General features: G+C 71.9%; 13 protein-coding genes. 5 read left to right on the top strand and 8 right to left on the bottom strand.

The genetic code is table 11. The features are described from left to right. Positions 1–105: 105 nt before the first annotated feature. The 4 genes from ACFWRO_RS04485 to ACFWRO_RS04470 are packed head-to-tail and all read right to left on the bottom strand — an operon-like array spanning position 106 to position 5,869. Positions 106–2,280 (bottom strand): 3-hydroxyacyl-CoA dehydrogenase NAD-binding domain-containing protein, encoded by a 2,175-nt coding sequence (locus ACFWRO_RS04485; protein WP_384504204.1) that lies wholly within the window; start codon positions 2,278–2,280, stop codon positions 106–108. A 35-nt stretch (positions 2,281–2,315) separates the two neighbouring features. After that, complete coding sequence (locus ACFWRO_RS04480; protein WP_384504202.1) at positions 2,316–3,533, bottom strand: acetyl-CoA C-acetyltransferase; 1,218 nt, start codon at positions 3,531–3,533, stop codon at positions 2,316–2,318. Positions 3,534–3,575: 42 nt separating this feature from the next. Continuing rightward, positions 3,576–4,718, bottom strand: a complete 1,143-nt coding sequence (locus ACFWRO_RS04475) for an acyl-CoA dehydrogenase family protein (RefSeq protein WP_384504200.1) — start codon at positions 4,716–4,718, stop codon at positions 3,576–3,578. Continuing rightward, complete coding sequence (locus ACFWRO_RS04470; protein ID WP_384504198.1) at positions 4,715–5,869, bottom strand: CaiB/BaiF CoA transferase family protein; 1,155 nt, start codon at positions 5,867–5,869, stop codon at positions 4,715–4,717. Before ACFWRO_RS04470 ends, ACFWRO_RS04475 begins: the two co-directional genes overlap by 4 nt. Positions 5,870–6,016: 147 nt before the next feature. Between ACFWRO_RS04470 and ACFWRO_RS04465 the strand changes: the two genes are divergently transcribed. Continuing rightward, positions 6,017–6,517 (top strand): hypothetical protein, encoded by a 501-nt coding sequence (locus ACFWRO_RS04465; RefSeq protein WP_384504197.1) that lies wholly within the window; start codon positions 6,017–6,019, stop codon positions 6,515–6,517. 79 nt (positions 6,518–6,596) lie between these two features. Then, the gene (locus tag ACFWRO_RS04460) at positions 6,597–7,805 is read left to right on the top strand and encodes a saccharopine dehydrogenase family protein (RefSeq protein WP_384504195.1); all 1,209 of its coding nucleotides are present in this window, start codon (positions 6,597–6,599) and stop codon (positions 7,803–7,805) included. Between the two features lie 15 nt (positions 7,806–7,820). Here ACFWRO_RS04460 and ACFWRO_RS04455 read toward each other — a convergent pair whose 3' ends face one another. From ACFWRO_RS04455 to ACFWRO_RS04445, 3 genes are read right to left on the bottom strand one after another with little or no spacing between them, the layout of a single operon-like run. Further along, entirely contained in the window at positions 7,821–8,195 is a 375-nt protein-coding gene (locus ACFWRO_RS04455; protein ID WP_384504193.1) for a VOC family protein, read from the bottom strand. Beyond that, a complete protein-coding gene (gene mmpA / locus ACFWRO_RS04450) occupies positions 8,192–8,326 on the bottom strand; it encodes a morphogenic membrane protein MmpA (protein WP_384504192.1) in 135 nt (44 codons plus the stop codon). Before mmpA ends, ACFWRO_RS04455 begins: the two co-directional genes overlap by 4 nt. Before the next feature lie 58 nt (positions 8,327–8,384). Beyond that, positions 8,385–9,098, bottom strand: coding sequence for an endonuclease V (locus tag ACFWRO_RS04445; protein ID WP_384504191.1), 714 nt, complete (start codon positions 9,096–9,098; stop codon positions 8,385–8,387). A gap of 85 nt (positions 9,099–9,183) precedes the next feature. On the opposite strand from ACFWRO_RS04445, the gene ACFWRO_RS04440 reads away from it, so the two are divergent. Beyond that, positions 9,184–9,483 (top strand): YciI family protein, encoded by a 300-nt coding sequence (locus ACFWRO_RS04440; protein ID WP_384504189.1) that lies wholly within the window; start codon positions 9,184–9,186, stop codon positions 9,481–9,483. A 4-nt stretch (positions 9,484–9,487) separates the two neighbouring features. Here the strand turns inward: ACFWRO_RS04440 and ACFWRO_RS04435 are convergent, their stop codons facing one another. Continuing rightward, positions 9,488–10,657 carry a WD40/YVTN/BNR-like repeat-containing protein gene (locus tag ACFWRO_RS04435; RefSeq protein WP_384504188.1) on the bottom strand — a complete coding sequence of 390 codons (1,170 nt, stop codon included), beginning with the start codon at positions 10,655–10,657 and terminating at the stop codon, positions 9,488–9,490. 168 nt (positions 10,658–10,825) lie between these two features. Here ACFWRO_RS04435 and ACFWRO_RS04430 point away from each other — a divergent pair, with 168 nt between their 5' ends. Both ACFWRO_RS04430 and ACFWRO_RS04425 read left to right on the top strand, forming a co-directional pair. After that, entirely contained in the window at positions 10,826–11,236 is a 411-nt protein-coding gene (locus tag ACFWRO_RS04430; protein ID WP_384504186.1) for an SsgA family sporulation/cell division regulator, read from the top strand. A gap of 267 nt (positions 11,237–11,503) precedes the next feature. Then, positions 11,504–13,138, top strand: a complete 1,635-nt coding sequence (locus ACFWRO_RS04425) for an ABC-F family ATP-binding cassette domain-containing protein (RefSeq protein ID WP_384504184.1) — start codon at positions 11,504–11,506, stop codon at positions 13,136–13,138. Positions 13,139–13,150: the final 12 nt, after the last annotated feature.

Here is a 13,150-nt window from a genome sequence, read left to right as displayed (position 1 = left end):
GCGCGACGGCCCCGCCGCGACGCTCGATCGGACGATCGAGGGGTGACGCGGCGGGGCCGTTCAGCGGAGCGGAGACGTCACGCTTCAGGCGTCAGGCTTCACGCGTCACGCATCCGTGAAGACCTCGCCCCGGTCCGCCTTCTCCACCAGCAGCGCCGGCGGCTGGAAGCGGTCGCCGTACTTCTCCGCCAGTTCACGCGCGCGTGCCACGAAGCCCGGCAGGCCGCCCTCGTAGCCGTTGATGTACTGGAGTACGCCACCGGTCCACGCCGGGAAGCCGATGCCCATGATGGAGCCGATGTTGGCGTCGGCGACCGAGGTCAGGACGTTCTCCTCCAGGCAGCGGACCGAGTCCAGCGCCTCGGAGAAGAGCATCCGCTCCTTCATGTCCTCGAACGGGATCTCCACGTCCGGGCGCCCGAAGTGCTCGCGCAGCCCCGGCCAGAGGCCGGTCCGCTTGCCGGTCTCGTCGTACGTGTAGAAGCCCGCGCCGCCGCTGCGTCCCGGGCGCCCGAACTCGTCGACCATCCGGTCGATGACCGCGTCCGAGGGGTGCCCGGCCCACGTGCCGCCGGCCTCCTCGACCGCGCGCCGCGTCTCGTTGCGGATCTTGCGCGGCAGCGTGAGGGTCAGCTCGTCCATCAGGGAGAGCACCTTGGCCGGGTAGCCGGCCTGCGCCGCCGCCTGCTCGATCGAGGCGGGTTCGACACCCTCGCCGACCATGGCCACGCCCTCGTTGATGAACTGGCCGATCACGCGCGAGGTGAAGAAGCCGCGCGAGTCGTTGACGACGATCGGGGTCTTCTTGATCTGCCGTACGAGGTCGAAGGCGCGGGCCAGCGCCTCGTCGCCGGTGCGCTCGCCCTTGATGATCTCCACCAGCGGCATCTTGTCGACCGGCGAGAAGAAGTGCAGGCCGATGAAGTCCTCCGGGCGGGAGACCCCTTCGGCGAGGACGGTGATCGGCAGCGTCGAGGTGTTGGAGCAGAGCAGCGCGTCCGCGTCGACGACGTCCTGGATCTCCTCGAAGACCTTGTGCTTGAGTGCGGTGTCCTCGAAGACGGCCTCGATCACGGCGTCGCAGCCCGCGAGGTCGGCCGGGTCGGCCGTCGGGGTGATGCGGGCGAGGAGTTCGTCCGCCTTCGCCTGGGTCGTACGGCCCCGGGAGACGGCCTTGTCGCAGAGCTTCTCGGAGTACGCCTTGCCCTTCGCCGCGGACTCCGCCGAGACGTCCTTGAGGACGACCTCGATGCCGGCCCGGGCGCAGGAGTAGGCGATGCCGGCGCCCATCATGCCCGCGCCGAGGACGGCGACCTTGCGGACGCGGCGCGGCTCGATCCCCTGGGGGCGGTTGGCGCCGGAGTTGACGGCCTGGAGGTCGAAGAAGAAGGCCTGGATCATGTTCTTCGCCGTCTGGCCGGTGACCAGCTCGGTGAAGTAGCGGGCCTCGATGGTCAGCGCGGTCTCGAAGTCGACCTGGGAGCCCTCGACGGCGCAGGCGAGGATGTTGCGCGGGGCCGGGTAGGGCGCGCCGTTCAGCTGCTTCTTCAGGTTGGCGGGGAAGGCCGGCAGGTTGGCGGCGAACCGCGGGTTCGACGGCGTCCCGCCGGGGATCTTGTACCCCTTGACGTCCCAGGGCTGCTGCGACTCGGGGTGGGCGTCGATGAAGGCGCGCGCCTTGGCGAGCATCTCCTCGGGCGTGGCCGCGACCTCGTGGACGAGGCCGTTCTCCAGGGCGCGCTGCGGGGAGTACTGGGTGCCCTGGAGGAGGACCTTCAGGAGGGCGTCGGCGATGCCCATGAGGCGTACGGTACGGGTGACGCCGCCGCCCGCCGGGAGGAGGCCGAGGGTGACCTCGGGCAGGCCGATCTTGGAGCCGGGCGCGTCGAGCGCGACGCGGTGGTGGGAGGCGAGGGCGATCTCGTAACCGCCGCCGAGGGCCGCGCCGTTGATCGCGGCGACGACGGGCTTGCCGAGGGTCTCGATGCGGCGCAGGGAGCGCTTGATCTCCGTACCGGTGTCGAAGGCGAGCCGGGCGTCCTCCGGACGGAGCCGGACCATGTCCTTGAGGTCGCCGCCCGCGAAGAAGGTCTTCTTGGCGGAGGTGTAGATGATGCCGCGGATGGAGTCCTTCTCGGCCTCCGCGCGGTCGGCGATGGCCGCGATGGAGTCCTTGAACGCCTGGTTCATGGTGTTCGCGGACTGGTTGGGGTCGTCGAGGACGAGGGTGACGACGCCGGTCTCGTCCTGCTCCCAGCGGATGGTGGTGCTCTCGCTCATGTGTGGTGTCTCCGAAGTCGGGGAGGGACGGATGGTCAGACGCGCTCGACGATGGTGGCGACGCCCATGCCGCCGCCGACGCACAGCGTGACCAGGCCGTAGCGCTTGTCCTGGCGCTCCAGCTCGTCGATGACGGTGCCGAGGATCATCGCGCCGGTCGCGCCGAGCGGGTGGCCGAGCGCGATCGCTCCGCCGTTGACGTTGACCTTGTCCAGGCTGATGCCCATGTCCTTGACGAAGCGGAGCACGACGCCCGCGAATGCCTCGTTGATCTCGACCAGGTCGATGTCGTCCATGGTCAGACCGGCCTTGGCGAGCGCCTTGCGGGTCGCTGGGGCGGGTCCGGTGAGCATGATGGTCGGCTCGGAGCCGGAGACGGCGGCGGCCACGATCCGGGCGCGGGGCGTGAGACCGTACCGCTCACCGACGGCCCGGGAGCCGATGGCGACGAGCGAGGCGCCGTCGACGATGCCGGAGGAGTTGCCGGCGTGGTGGACGTGGTCGATCTTCTCGACCCAGTGGTACTTCTGCAGCGCGACCGCGTCGAAGCCGCCCATGTCGCCGATGGCGGCGAAGGAGGGCTTGAGGGCGGCGAGCGAGTCCGCGGTGGTGCCCGGGCGCATGTGCTCGTCGTGGTCGAGGACGAGCAGGCCGCTGCGGCGGTCCGTGACGGGCACGACGGAGCGGTCGAAGCGGCCGTCCTTCCAGGCGGCCGCGGCGCGCTCCTGGGAGAGCGCGGCGTACTCGTCGACGTCGCGGCGCGAGAAGCCCTCGATGGTGGCGATGAGGTCGGCGCCGATGCCCTGGGGCACGAAACCGGTCTCGAAGTTGGTCATCGGGTCGGCGAACCAGGCGCCGCCGTCGGAGGCCATCGGGACGCGCGACATGGACTCCACGCCACCGGCGAGGACCAGCTCCTCCCAGCCCGAGCGGACCTTCATCGCGGCCATGTTGACGGCTTCGAGGCCGGAGGCACAGAAGCGGTTCTCCTGGACGCCGGCGACGGTGTCGGGCAGACCGGCGGCGATGGCGGCGATCCGGGCGATGTCGGAGCCCTGGTCGCCGACCGGGCCGACGACACCGAGGACGATGTCGTCGATGGCGGCCGGGTCGAGGCCGGGGAAGCGGCCCTGGAGTTCGTGGATGAGTCCGACGACCAGGTCGATGGGCTTGGTGCCGTGCAGGGCGCCATTGGCCTTGCCCCGACCGCGCGGGGTGCGGATCGCGTCGTACACGTACGCTTCGGTGCTCACGAGCAGCCTTTCAACGATTCAGCGATGAGGGTGGAGGGGAGATCAGCCCAGCAGGGAACGTCCGATGATCTCCTTCATGATCTCGGTCGTGCCGCCGTAGATGGTCTGGATACGGCCGTCCGTGAACGCCCTGGCGACCGGGAACTCGGCCATGTAGCCGTACCCCCCGTGCAGTTGGAGGCACCGGTCGGCGACGCGCTTCTGCAGCTCGGTCGCCCACCACTTGGCCATCGAGGCGTGGACGGCGTCGAGTTCCCCGTTCGAGTGATCGACGATGCACCGGTCGAGGAACGTACGGGTGACGGCGCACTCGGTCGCCATCTCGGCGATCTCGAAGCGGATGTGCTGGAGCTTGGCCAGCGGGCGCCCGAAGGCCTCGCGCTCTTTCACGTACCGGGTGGTGATCTCCAGGAGGTGTTCGGCGGCGGCGATGCCGGCCACGGCGATGGCCATCCGCTCCTGGGCGAGGTTGGTCATGAGGTGGACGAAGGCGCCGTTCAGCTCGCCGAGGAGGTTCTCCTTGGGGACGCGGACGTCGTGGAAGAAGAGTTCGGCGGTGTCCTGGGACTTCTGGCCGATCTTGTCGAGGTTCCGGCCGCGCTCGAACCCCTCCATGCCCCGCTCGACCACGAGGAGCGAGAGCCCGTGCGCCCCGCCCTCCGGCGTCGTCCTGGCGACCATGATCACCAGGTCGGCGAGGATGCCGTTGGAGATGAAGGTCTTGGAGCCGTTGAGCACCCAGTGGTCGCCCCGGTCCTCGGCGCTGGTCCGGATGCCCTGGAGGTCGGAGCCGGCGCCCGGCTCGGTCATCGCTATCGCCGTGATCAGCTCGCCCGTGCAGAAGCCGGGCAGCCAGCGGCGCTTCTGCTCCTCGGTGGCGAGCGAGGTGAGGTACGGGCCGATGATGTCGTTGTGCAGACCGAGGGCGAAACCGGGCGCGCCCGCCCGGGTGAACTCCTCGGCGAGGACGGCGCTGTAGCGGAAGTCGGGGTTGCCGCCGCCTCCGTACTCCTCGCCCACCGCCAGGCCGAGCAGCCCCTGGCGGCCGGCCGCGAGCCAGGCCTCGCGCGCGACGATGCCGTCCTTCTCCCACTGCTCGTAGTGGGGCAGCACCTCCTTGGCGAGGAAGGTACGGACGGTGGCGCGGAAGTCCTCGTGGTCGGCGGTGTAGAGCAGGCGCTTCATGCTTCCTGGCCTTTCAGGGAGGGGACGGCCCAGTCGCGGGCGATCTCGTCGGTGTCGGCGCCGGGCAGCGCGGGGCCGGTACGGACGGTCCCGGGGGTGGCGGAGAAGCGGGGCGCGGGGGCCGGCTGGGTGAGGCCGCCGTGCTCGACGAAGGTGGCGCGGGCGGTGAGGTGCGGGTGGGCGGGGGCCTCGCGGAGGGAGAGCACGGGGGCGACACACGCGTCGCTGCCCGCGAAGACGGCCGTCCACTCGTCTCTCGTACGGGTACGGAAGCGGGCGGCGACGGCGGTACGGAGCTCGTCCCAGCGGCCGAAGTCGCGGCGGGCCGGGGCGAGGTCCTCGATGCCGAGGAGCCGGACGAACTCGTCGTAGAACTGCTGCTCCAGGGCGCCGACGGCCATGTGTCCGCCGTCGGAGGTCTCGTAGGTGCCGTAGAAGGGGCAGCCGCCGTCCAGCAGGTTGACTCCGCGCCGGTCCTGCCAGCCGCCAGCCGCGAGCATGCCGTGGATCATGGTGGCGAGGTGCGCGGAGCCGTCGACGATGGCCGCGTCGACGACCTGGCCCTCGCCGTGCGCGCGGGCGTGCTGGAGCGCGGCGAGGACCCCGACGACGAGGTAGAGCGAACCACCCGCGTAGTCGCCGACGAGGTTGGCGGGGACGGTGGGCGGGCCGTCCGGGTCGGGGCCGATCATGCCGAGGGTGCCGGTGATCGCGAGGTACGCGATGTCGTGTCCTGCGGTCGTGGCGAGCGGCCCGTCCTGGCCCCAGCCGGTCATCCGGCCGTAGACGAGCTTCGGGTTGCGGGCGAGGCAGGCGTCGGGGCCGACGCCGAGGCGTTCGGCGACGCCGGGCCGGTAGCCCTCGATCAGGATGTCGGCCCGCTCGACCAGGTCGAGGACGGTCGCGGGGCCGCCGTCGGCCTTGAGGTCGACGAGGGCGGAGCGCTTGTTGCGGTTGGTGAGGTCGTACGCGGGGTCGATGCCGAGCCCAGGACCGCCCGGCCGGTCGACGCGTACGACGTCGGCGCCGAGGTCCGCGAGGAGCATGGCCGCGAACGGCCCGGGCCCGATCCCCGCCAGCTCCACCACCCGCACCCCGGAGAGCGGCCCGTTTTTTGAGGTGGTGCGGTCCGTCGCCGTCGTCGCCGCCATCGAGCCCCCAGCTATGTGACACCAATGATGTAACACCGGTGATGCTAGGAACGCGTTCCACTCCGCACAAGACCCCAGGCCGAGCAAGCGCTTGGAATTTCAGCGACGAACAGGCAGTGCGGGACCGGCGCCGGATAGGGTCCCGGCATGCTCACATCACGACGCGGGATCACCGCGCTGCTCGCCGTACCGATGGCCGCCGCCCTGCTGATCTCCTGTTCCTCCTCGGGGGACGGCACCTCGACGGACTCGGCACCGACCTCGACGGCGTCGCCGCGCGCCACCGCCGAAGCGGGCGCGGACGCCGGCGCGGCGGAGGCGGACGCCGAGGAGCCCACGCCCGGGCCCGAGCTGGTGAAGGACGCCTTCGCCGGGCTGCAGGCCACGCTCAACGACAGCTGCGCCGCCGACTGCGCGTACTTCCTGGGCCGCGTCCACGAGGAGCTCGACGAGCTCGACCGCGCCATGAAGGCGGACCCGAAGGGGCCCGGCCACTTCCCCGAGCCGATCGCCTGGATCGAGAAGCTGCGGACCACCCTCGCGGGCGACACCACGTACCCGAACCTGAAGAAGCACCAGACCCTGTTGATCTCCACCCGGGACCGGATCAACACCTGGATGCAGGGCCACCCGGACGACTACCGCTGACGGATCCCGCCGGAGTTACCGCTAGGCTCCGCGCTCGCAGGTGAAGCAGGGGAAGCCGCAGGGGAAGGTGAGGGGCCGCATGGAGAGCGGGAACGGTGTGGAGCGGGACACGGCGGAGCGGGCGTACGACGTCGTGCTCTTCGGGGCGACGGGGTTCGTCGGCGAGCTCACCGCGGAGTATCTGGCGGAGCACGCGGCGCCCGGGTTCCGGTGGGCGCTCGCCGGGCGCAGCCGCGCCAAGCTGACCGCGCTGCGCGAACGCCTCGCGGCGCGCCGGCCCGGCTGCGCCGAGCTGCCGCTCGTCGTCGCGGACTCCACCGACGCGGCCTCCCTGCGCGAACTGGCCACGTCCGCACGGGTGGTGGCCACCACGGTCGGTCCGTACGTCTGGTACGGCGAGCAGTTGGTGGCGGCCTGCGCGGAGGCCGGCACGGACTATGTGGACCTCACAGGCGAGCCGGAGTTCGTCGACGAGATGTACGTACGCCACGACGCCCGCGCCCGTGAGACGGGCGCGCGGATCGTGCACGCGTGCGGCTTCGACTCCGTACCGCACGACCTGGGCGTCTACTTCACCGTCCAGCAGCTGCCCAAGGACGTCCCGCTGCGGATCGACGGCTTCGTGCGCGCCGGCGCCATCTTCTCGGGCGGCACGTTCGCGTCCGCCCTGACGGCGATGGGGCGCGGCCGGGAGACGCTGCGCGCCGCGCGCGAACGGCAGCTGCACGAGCCCCGGTTGGTCGGCCGCAGGGCGCGCGCCCCGATCGGCGGACCGCGCTTCAGCCGGGAGACCGGCACCTGGGCGCTGCCGCTGCCGACCATAGACGCCCAGGTGGTGGCCCGTTCGGCACGCGCGCTCGACGCGTACGGCCCCGACTTCGTCTACCGCCACTACGCCTCGGTCAAGACGCTCCCGATGGCGATCGGCGGCTCCGCCTTGGTCGGCTCCGGCCTGGCGGCGGCCCAACTGGCCCCCGTACGGCGCTGGCTGATGAGCCGTTACGAGGCCGGGCAGGGCCCGAGCGCGGAGCGGCGCGCACGCAGCTGGTTCACCGTGCGCTTCGTCGGCGAGGGCGGCGGACGGCGCGTCTTCACGGAGGTCTCGGGAGGCGACCCCGGGTACGGCGAGACGGCGAAGATCCTCGCCGAGTCCGCGCTCTGCCTCGCCCTGGACGACAACCTGCCGAAGACCTCGGGACAGGTCACGACGGCGGTCGCGATGGGCGACGCGCTGCTCGACCGGCTGCGGACGGCCGGCATCCGCTTCCGGGTGGCGTACAAGGGCTGACGCCTCCCCAGGGCCCTAGTGGCGTACGAGGCAGAAGGGGTGACCGGCCGGGTCGGCGTAGGTACGCCAGGCCCGGTCGCCGCCTCCGTCGTCGAGCAGCGAGGCCCCGAGCGCGAGCACCGCGTCATGGGCGGGCTCCAGGTCGGCGACCCGGACGTCGAGGTGGAACTGCTGCTCGGGCGCTCCCCAGACGGGCGGGCGGTGGTCGGCCACGCCCTGGAAGCAGAGCACCGGCGCGCCGGAGGCGTCGTGCAGGGTGGCCCAGGCCTCGTTGAGGGCCCACTGCCCGTCGGGGCGGTTGATCTCACCGCCCAGGACCTGCTGGTAGAAGACGGCGAGCTCCATGACGTCGGTGCAGTCCAGGACGACGCACTGGAGCGAGCCGATCATGCCGACACCCAGGCGACGACGACGTAGATCATGGCGCAGAGCCAGGCCAGGGCCAGGAGTCCGGCCCCGGCGAGCAGGGCGTGCATGCCACGGCCGGCGGTGCGCGGAGGTGCGGAGACGGGGGATGTCATGGGCCCCAGCCTGCCGCGCGTGATCACTCCCCGCCATCCGTACAGGTACTCAGTCCCGCTACTCATCCCTCGCCCCGTCCGTCCCCAGGGCCGCACGGAGAGCACGTCGGCAGAGGGAGTCGGCGTGCCGGGTCGTCTCGGGGATGCGGTAGCGCCGGGCGAGCAGCAGGGTGTGGGCGCAGGCGTTGTCCAGGGAGACCCGGTGGCCGACCGAGACGAAGACGGGCTTCACCCCGGCCTGGGTACGCAGGGCCCGGCCGACCTCCTCCGTACCGGACGCGATGAGAGGACTGAAGTCGCCCCGGTCCGGGCCCGGTTGGTCGTGGTCGAAGGTGAAGGGGTTCTTCGCGACGCCGATCGACGGGCGTCCGGTCAGCACGCCCAGGTGGCTCGCGAGGCCGAAGCGGCGGGGGTGGGCGAGGCCGTAGCCGTCGCAGACGAGCAGCCCCGGGTCTGCGGCCAGTCCGGCGAGCGCGGCGAGCACGGTCGGTATCTCGCGGAAGGCGAGCAGCCCGGGCACGTACGGGAACGACACCCGGCCGACCGCCGTCGCCTCCTCCACCACGTCGAGCGTGCGGGCGTCCAGGACGACGGCCGCGGCGGCGACGAGGTCGCGCTCGTCGTCGTAGGCCACGTCGAGCCCCGTGACATGGCCCGTACCGGGCGCCGGTCCCGGCTCGTCGAGCACGAGCCGCTCCCGCAGCTCCTCCTGCACGGCCCGGGCCGTCGTCTCGTCGGTGGGCCAGCCCTCGGGCACGTCGATGATCTTCATGATGACGGCCACCCTACGGCGCTCCCCCGTCCGACAGGCGAACGGTTTCCCCGCCGCCGTCCGGGCCACGGGTAGCCTGCCGATCATGTTCGTACTGGAATTGACCTACACCGGCCCGGTCGAGCGGGCCGACGAGCTGCTCGACGCGCACGTCACGTGGCTCGACGCGCAGTACGCCGCCGGCGTCTTCATCGCCTCCGGGCGCAAGAACCCGCGCGACGGCGGCATCGTGCTCGCCGCCGGGGTCGACCGCGCGGAGATCGAGAAGATCGTGGCGGCCGACCCGTTCATCGTCGAGAGCGTGTGCACGTACCGGATCACGGAGTTCTACGCGACGAAGACGGCCGAGGCCCTCGCCGCGTACCGCGAGCAGCTGCCTTCCTGAGGATCTATCGGCCGCTCAGGCGGGCGATGCGGCCCTTCTCGCCGGAGGCCCAGCACGCGCCGTCCCGTGTGCAGTCGACCGTGTCGTACGAGCCGGTGTCGACGGTCCGCCAGGTGCGGCCGCCGTCCCTCGTCAGGTCCGTGCCGGTCGGGCCGACCGCGAGTGCGGCCATGGGGGCACCTCCCATGCCGTCAAGGCTATGGGGGAGGGAGTGCGGGAGCCAGGCGACGCCCGAGCGGTACGCGGGCGGCGGGGCGGAGGCGGTCTTCCAGCGGCGTCCGCCGTCGCCGGTGACCGCCGCCGCGTTCGGCGAGGCCTGGCCGGCGCGGTAGTCGCCGCCGACGGCGATGCCGTGCGCGCGGTCGCGGAAGGCGAGCCCGAAGACTCCGCGCGCCGGGTCGCCCGCCGGGATCGTGGATTCGGCGACGGTCCAGTTCAGGCCCCGGTCGCGGGAGTGCAGCACGCGCGCGGTGGCGCCGCCGCCGGTCGCCAGCCAGACGTCCCTCGGTCCGGAGGAGACCAGGCACTGGCCGCTCGCCGCGAACCCGGCCTCTCCGGGCAGCGCGGCCGGCATCCCCGCGTCGGGCAGCACCGCCCAGGAGCGGCCGCCGTCCCGCGTCGACAGGATGCGGTACTTCCCGTCGACCGGGTCGCTCATGGCGAGGCCGTGGCGCTGGTCGAAGAAGGTGATGCAGTCGTAGAAGGCGCGCGGGTCGGTGTTGCGGAAGGACTCCGTCCAGCTGGCTCCGCCGTCCTCGGTCCGCAGGACCCGCGACGCCTCCCCCTCTCCGATCGCGAGGACCACGGCGCGCCGGGCGTCGAAGGCCTCGACGTCGCGCAGCTCCAGCTCCCCGGCCCCGGGCGGCGAGACGTTCCGCCAGCTCCGGCCGCCGTCCGTGGTCCGCAGCACGGTCCCCTTCGAGCCCGCGGCCCAGGCGGTCCTGCGGTCGACGGCCGCGAGGCCGCGGAAGCGGGCGTCCGTACCGGTCTCCGTCAGCTGCCAGCCGGCACCGTACGGCCCGGCCTGCGAGGCACCGCCGGACCCGCTGCCCGCCGCGCCGCCCGAGGCGCCACCGTCCGACGCGCCGTACGCCGGGACCGTCAGGGCCGCCGCGAGGGCCACCCCGCTCAGCCCCACCGACATCATTCGTCTCGTCTTCCCCTTGGACGTCATGGCGCGGGAAGCTAGCCCACCCAGAGGACCCCGTCCAGACCGCCTAACGGGCCGGGGTGGCGGTGACACAGCTCACGTGACCCCCCAGTGCACGTTCTGGCCCGATCGTTCGTCTTCCTTTGTGTCAGGGAGACGTCAGGAACCGAAGCCGCGCGACAGGAGCTGGCCTTGTCCACCGTCATCGAGCAGGCCGTTCAGGCCCGTCTGGTCGCATCCGCGCCCCGGATGGAAACCGTCCCCGCCACACTGCGGTACGACCGCGAGGACCCCTTCGCGGTGAGCATGGCGTTCCCACCGCCCGCGACCCTGGAGGGCGTCGAGGTCTCCTGGGCGTTCGCCCGCGAGCTGCTCGTCCAGGGCATCGACGGCCCGGCAGGCCTCGGTGACGTCCGGGTGCGCCCGTACGGCTACGACCGCACCGTCGTCGAGTTCCACGCTCCCGAGGGCGTCGCCGTCGTGCACGTCCGCACCTCCGAGCTGCGGCACTTCATCCAGCGCTCGCAGCACCTCGTGCCGGCCGGCCGCGAGCACCAGTACCTGGACTGGGACGGGGACCTGGCCCAGCTCCTGGACGGCTGACAGCCCTCTCCTCCCTCCGCGCGTTAATTCGATTGCCTCCGCTCGGCGCCCAGGCGTACCGTCCTGATCTGGCCCTGTTGTCGCCCGATCGGAGAAGGCCGTTGCTCGTCTGAGGATGCGAGACACCGTGCCGCGCGTGCCCTTGAGCTGCTTCACGCAGCGCCGCGTGTGCCGTCTTCGCCCTCGGCGTACGAGCATTTCCGCCTGCCCGCGCCCCGGTGTCTCACCCGTTGCCCCAGCCCACGCTCTCGCAACAGGGAGGCCCCCATGGCGACCCATCCCACGTTCATCACCTGCTCGTCCCTGTCCTTCTCCTGGCCGGACGGCACCCAGGTCCTGGACGACTTCCAGCTCACGGTCGGCCCCGGCCGTACCGGGCTCATCGGCCTGAACGGCTCGGGGAAGTCGACACTCCTCAAGCTCGTCGCCGGTGAACTGACCCCCGCCGACGGCACGGTCCGTACGGTCGGCGAGGTCGGCTACCTCCCGCAGAACCTGGTCCTGGACACCGCGCTCCGGGTCGACCAGGCCCTCGGGATCGCGGCGACCCGGGCCGCGCTGCACGCCATCGAGGCGGGCGATCCGGCGGAGGAGCACTTCGCCGCGGTCGGCGACGACTGGGACGTGGAGGAGCGGGCCCGTGCCACGCTCGACCAGCTCGGTCTCGGGCACATCGGTCTCGACCGGACCATCGGCGAGCTGTCCGGCGGTGAGTCGGTCCTGCTGCGGCTCGCCGCCCTGCTGCTCGCCCAGCCTGACATCCTGCTGCTCGACGAACCGACGAACAACCTCGACCTGTACGCCCGCACCCGGCTCTACGAGGCCGTGGACGCCTGGTCCGGAGTGCTCGTCGTGGTCAGCCACGACCGGCAACTCCTGGAGCGGGTCGACCAGATCGCCGATCTGCACGACGGTGAGGTCACCTGGTACGGCGGCGCCTACTCCGCGTACGAGGAGGCGCTGGCCGCCGAACAGGAGGCCGCCGAGCGGATGGTCCGGGTCGCGGAGGCCGATGTGCAGCGGCAGAAGCGTGAACTGTCCGAGGCACAGCTGAAGTTGGCGCGCCGCAAGCGGTACGGCAGGAAGAGCTTCGACAACAAGGTCGTGCCGAAGATCGTCGCCAACGGCCGCAAGTCGGCGGCGCAGGTCTCGGCGGGCAAGCACCGCGCCCTGCACACCGACCGCCTTGCCGAGGCGCGCGAACGGCTCGACGTGGCGGAGGAGGCGGTCCGTGACGACGACGAGATCAGGATCGAACTGCCGCGCACCACGGTCCATCCGGGTCGCGAGGTGCTGACACTGCGCGAACTGGAACTGCGGTACGGCGCCCGGGTGGGCGGCGGGTTCGAGCTTCGCGGGCCCGAGCGGATCGCGCTCGTGGGCCGCAACGGGGCCGGCAAGACGACGCTGTTGCGCACGATCGCCGGGGAGCTCGAGCCAGTGGCGGGCGAGGTCGAGACCCATGTGCCGCTGCGCTTCCTGCCGCAGCGACTCGACGTCCTCGACGAGGAGTTGAGCCTGGTGGAGAACGTCGCCCGGTTCGCGCCCGAGGCGACGGGCAACGTGATCAGGGCGCGCCTCGCCCGGTTCCTCTTCCGGGGCGCGCGGGCGGACCAGCCGGCCGGGACGCTGTCGGGAGGGGAGCGGTTCCGGGCGACCCTCGCGGCGCTGCTGCTCGCCGAACCAGCGCCTCAGCTGCTCATGTTGGACGAGCCGACGAACAATCTGGACATGGCGTCGGTACGGAAGCTGACGGCGGCGCTTGAGGCGTACGAAGGGGCGCTGATCGTGGCGAGCCACGACGTGCCGTTCCTGGAGTCGCTGGGGATCACCCGCTGGCTCCTGCTCGACGGCGAGCTGCGGCCGACGAGCGCGGAGGAGGTCGCGGCCACGGTTCAGTAGGAGGTCGGCGCT

The organism is Streptomyces sp. NPDC058579 (assembly GCF_042718575.1).
In the GTDB taxonomy this organism is placed as follows: domain Bacteria; phylum Actinomycetota; class Actinomycetes; order Streptomycetales; family Streptomycetaceae; genus Streptomyces.
Note: the sequence above shows the minus strand (reverse complement) of the source record. Positions and strands in the feature narration are given on the sequence as shown.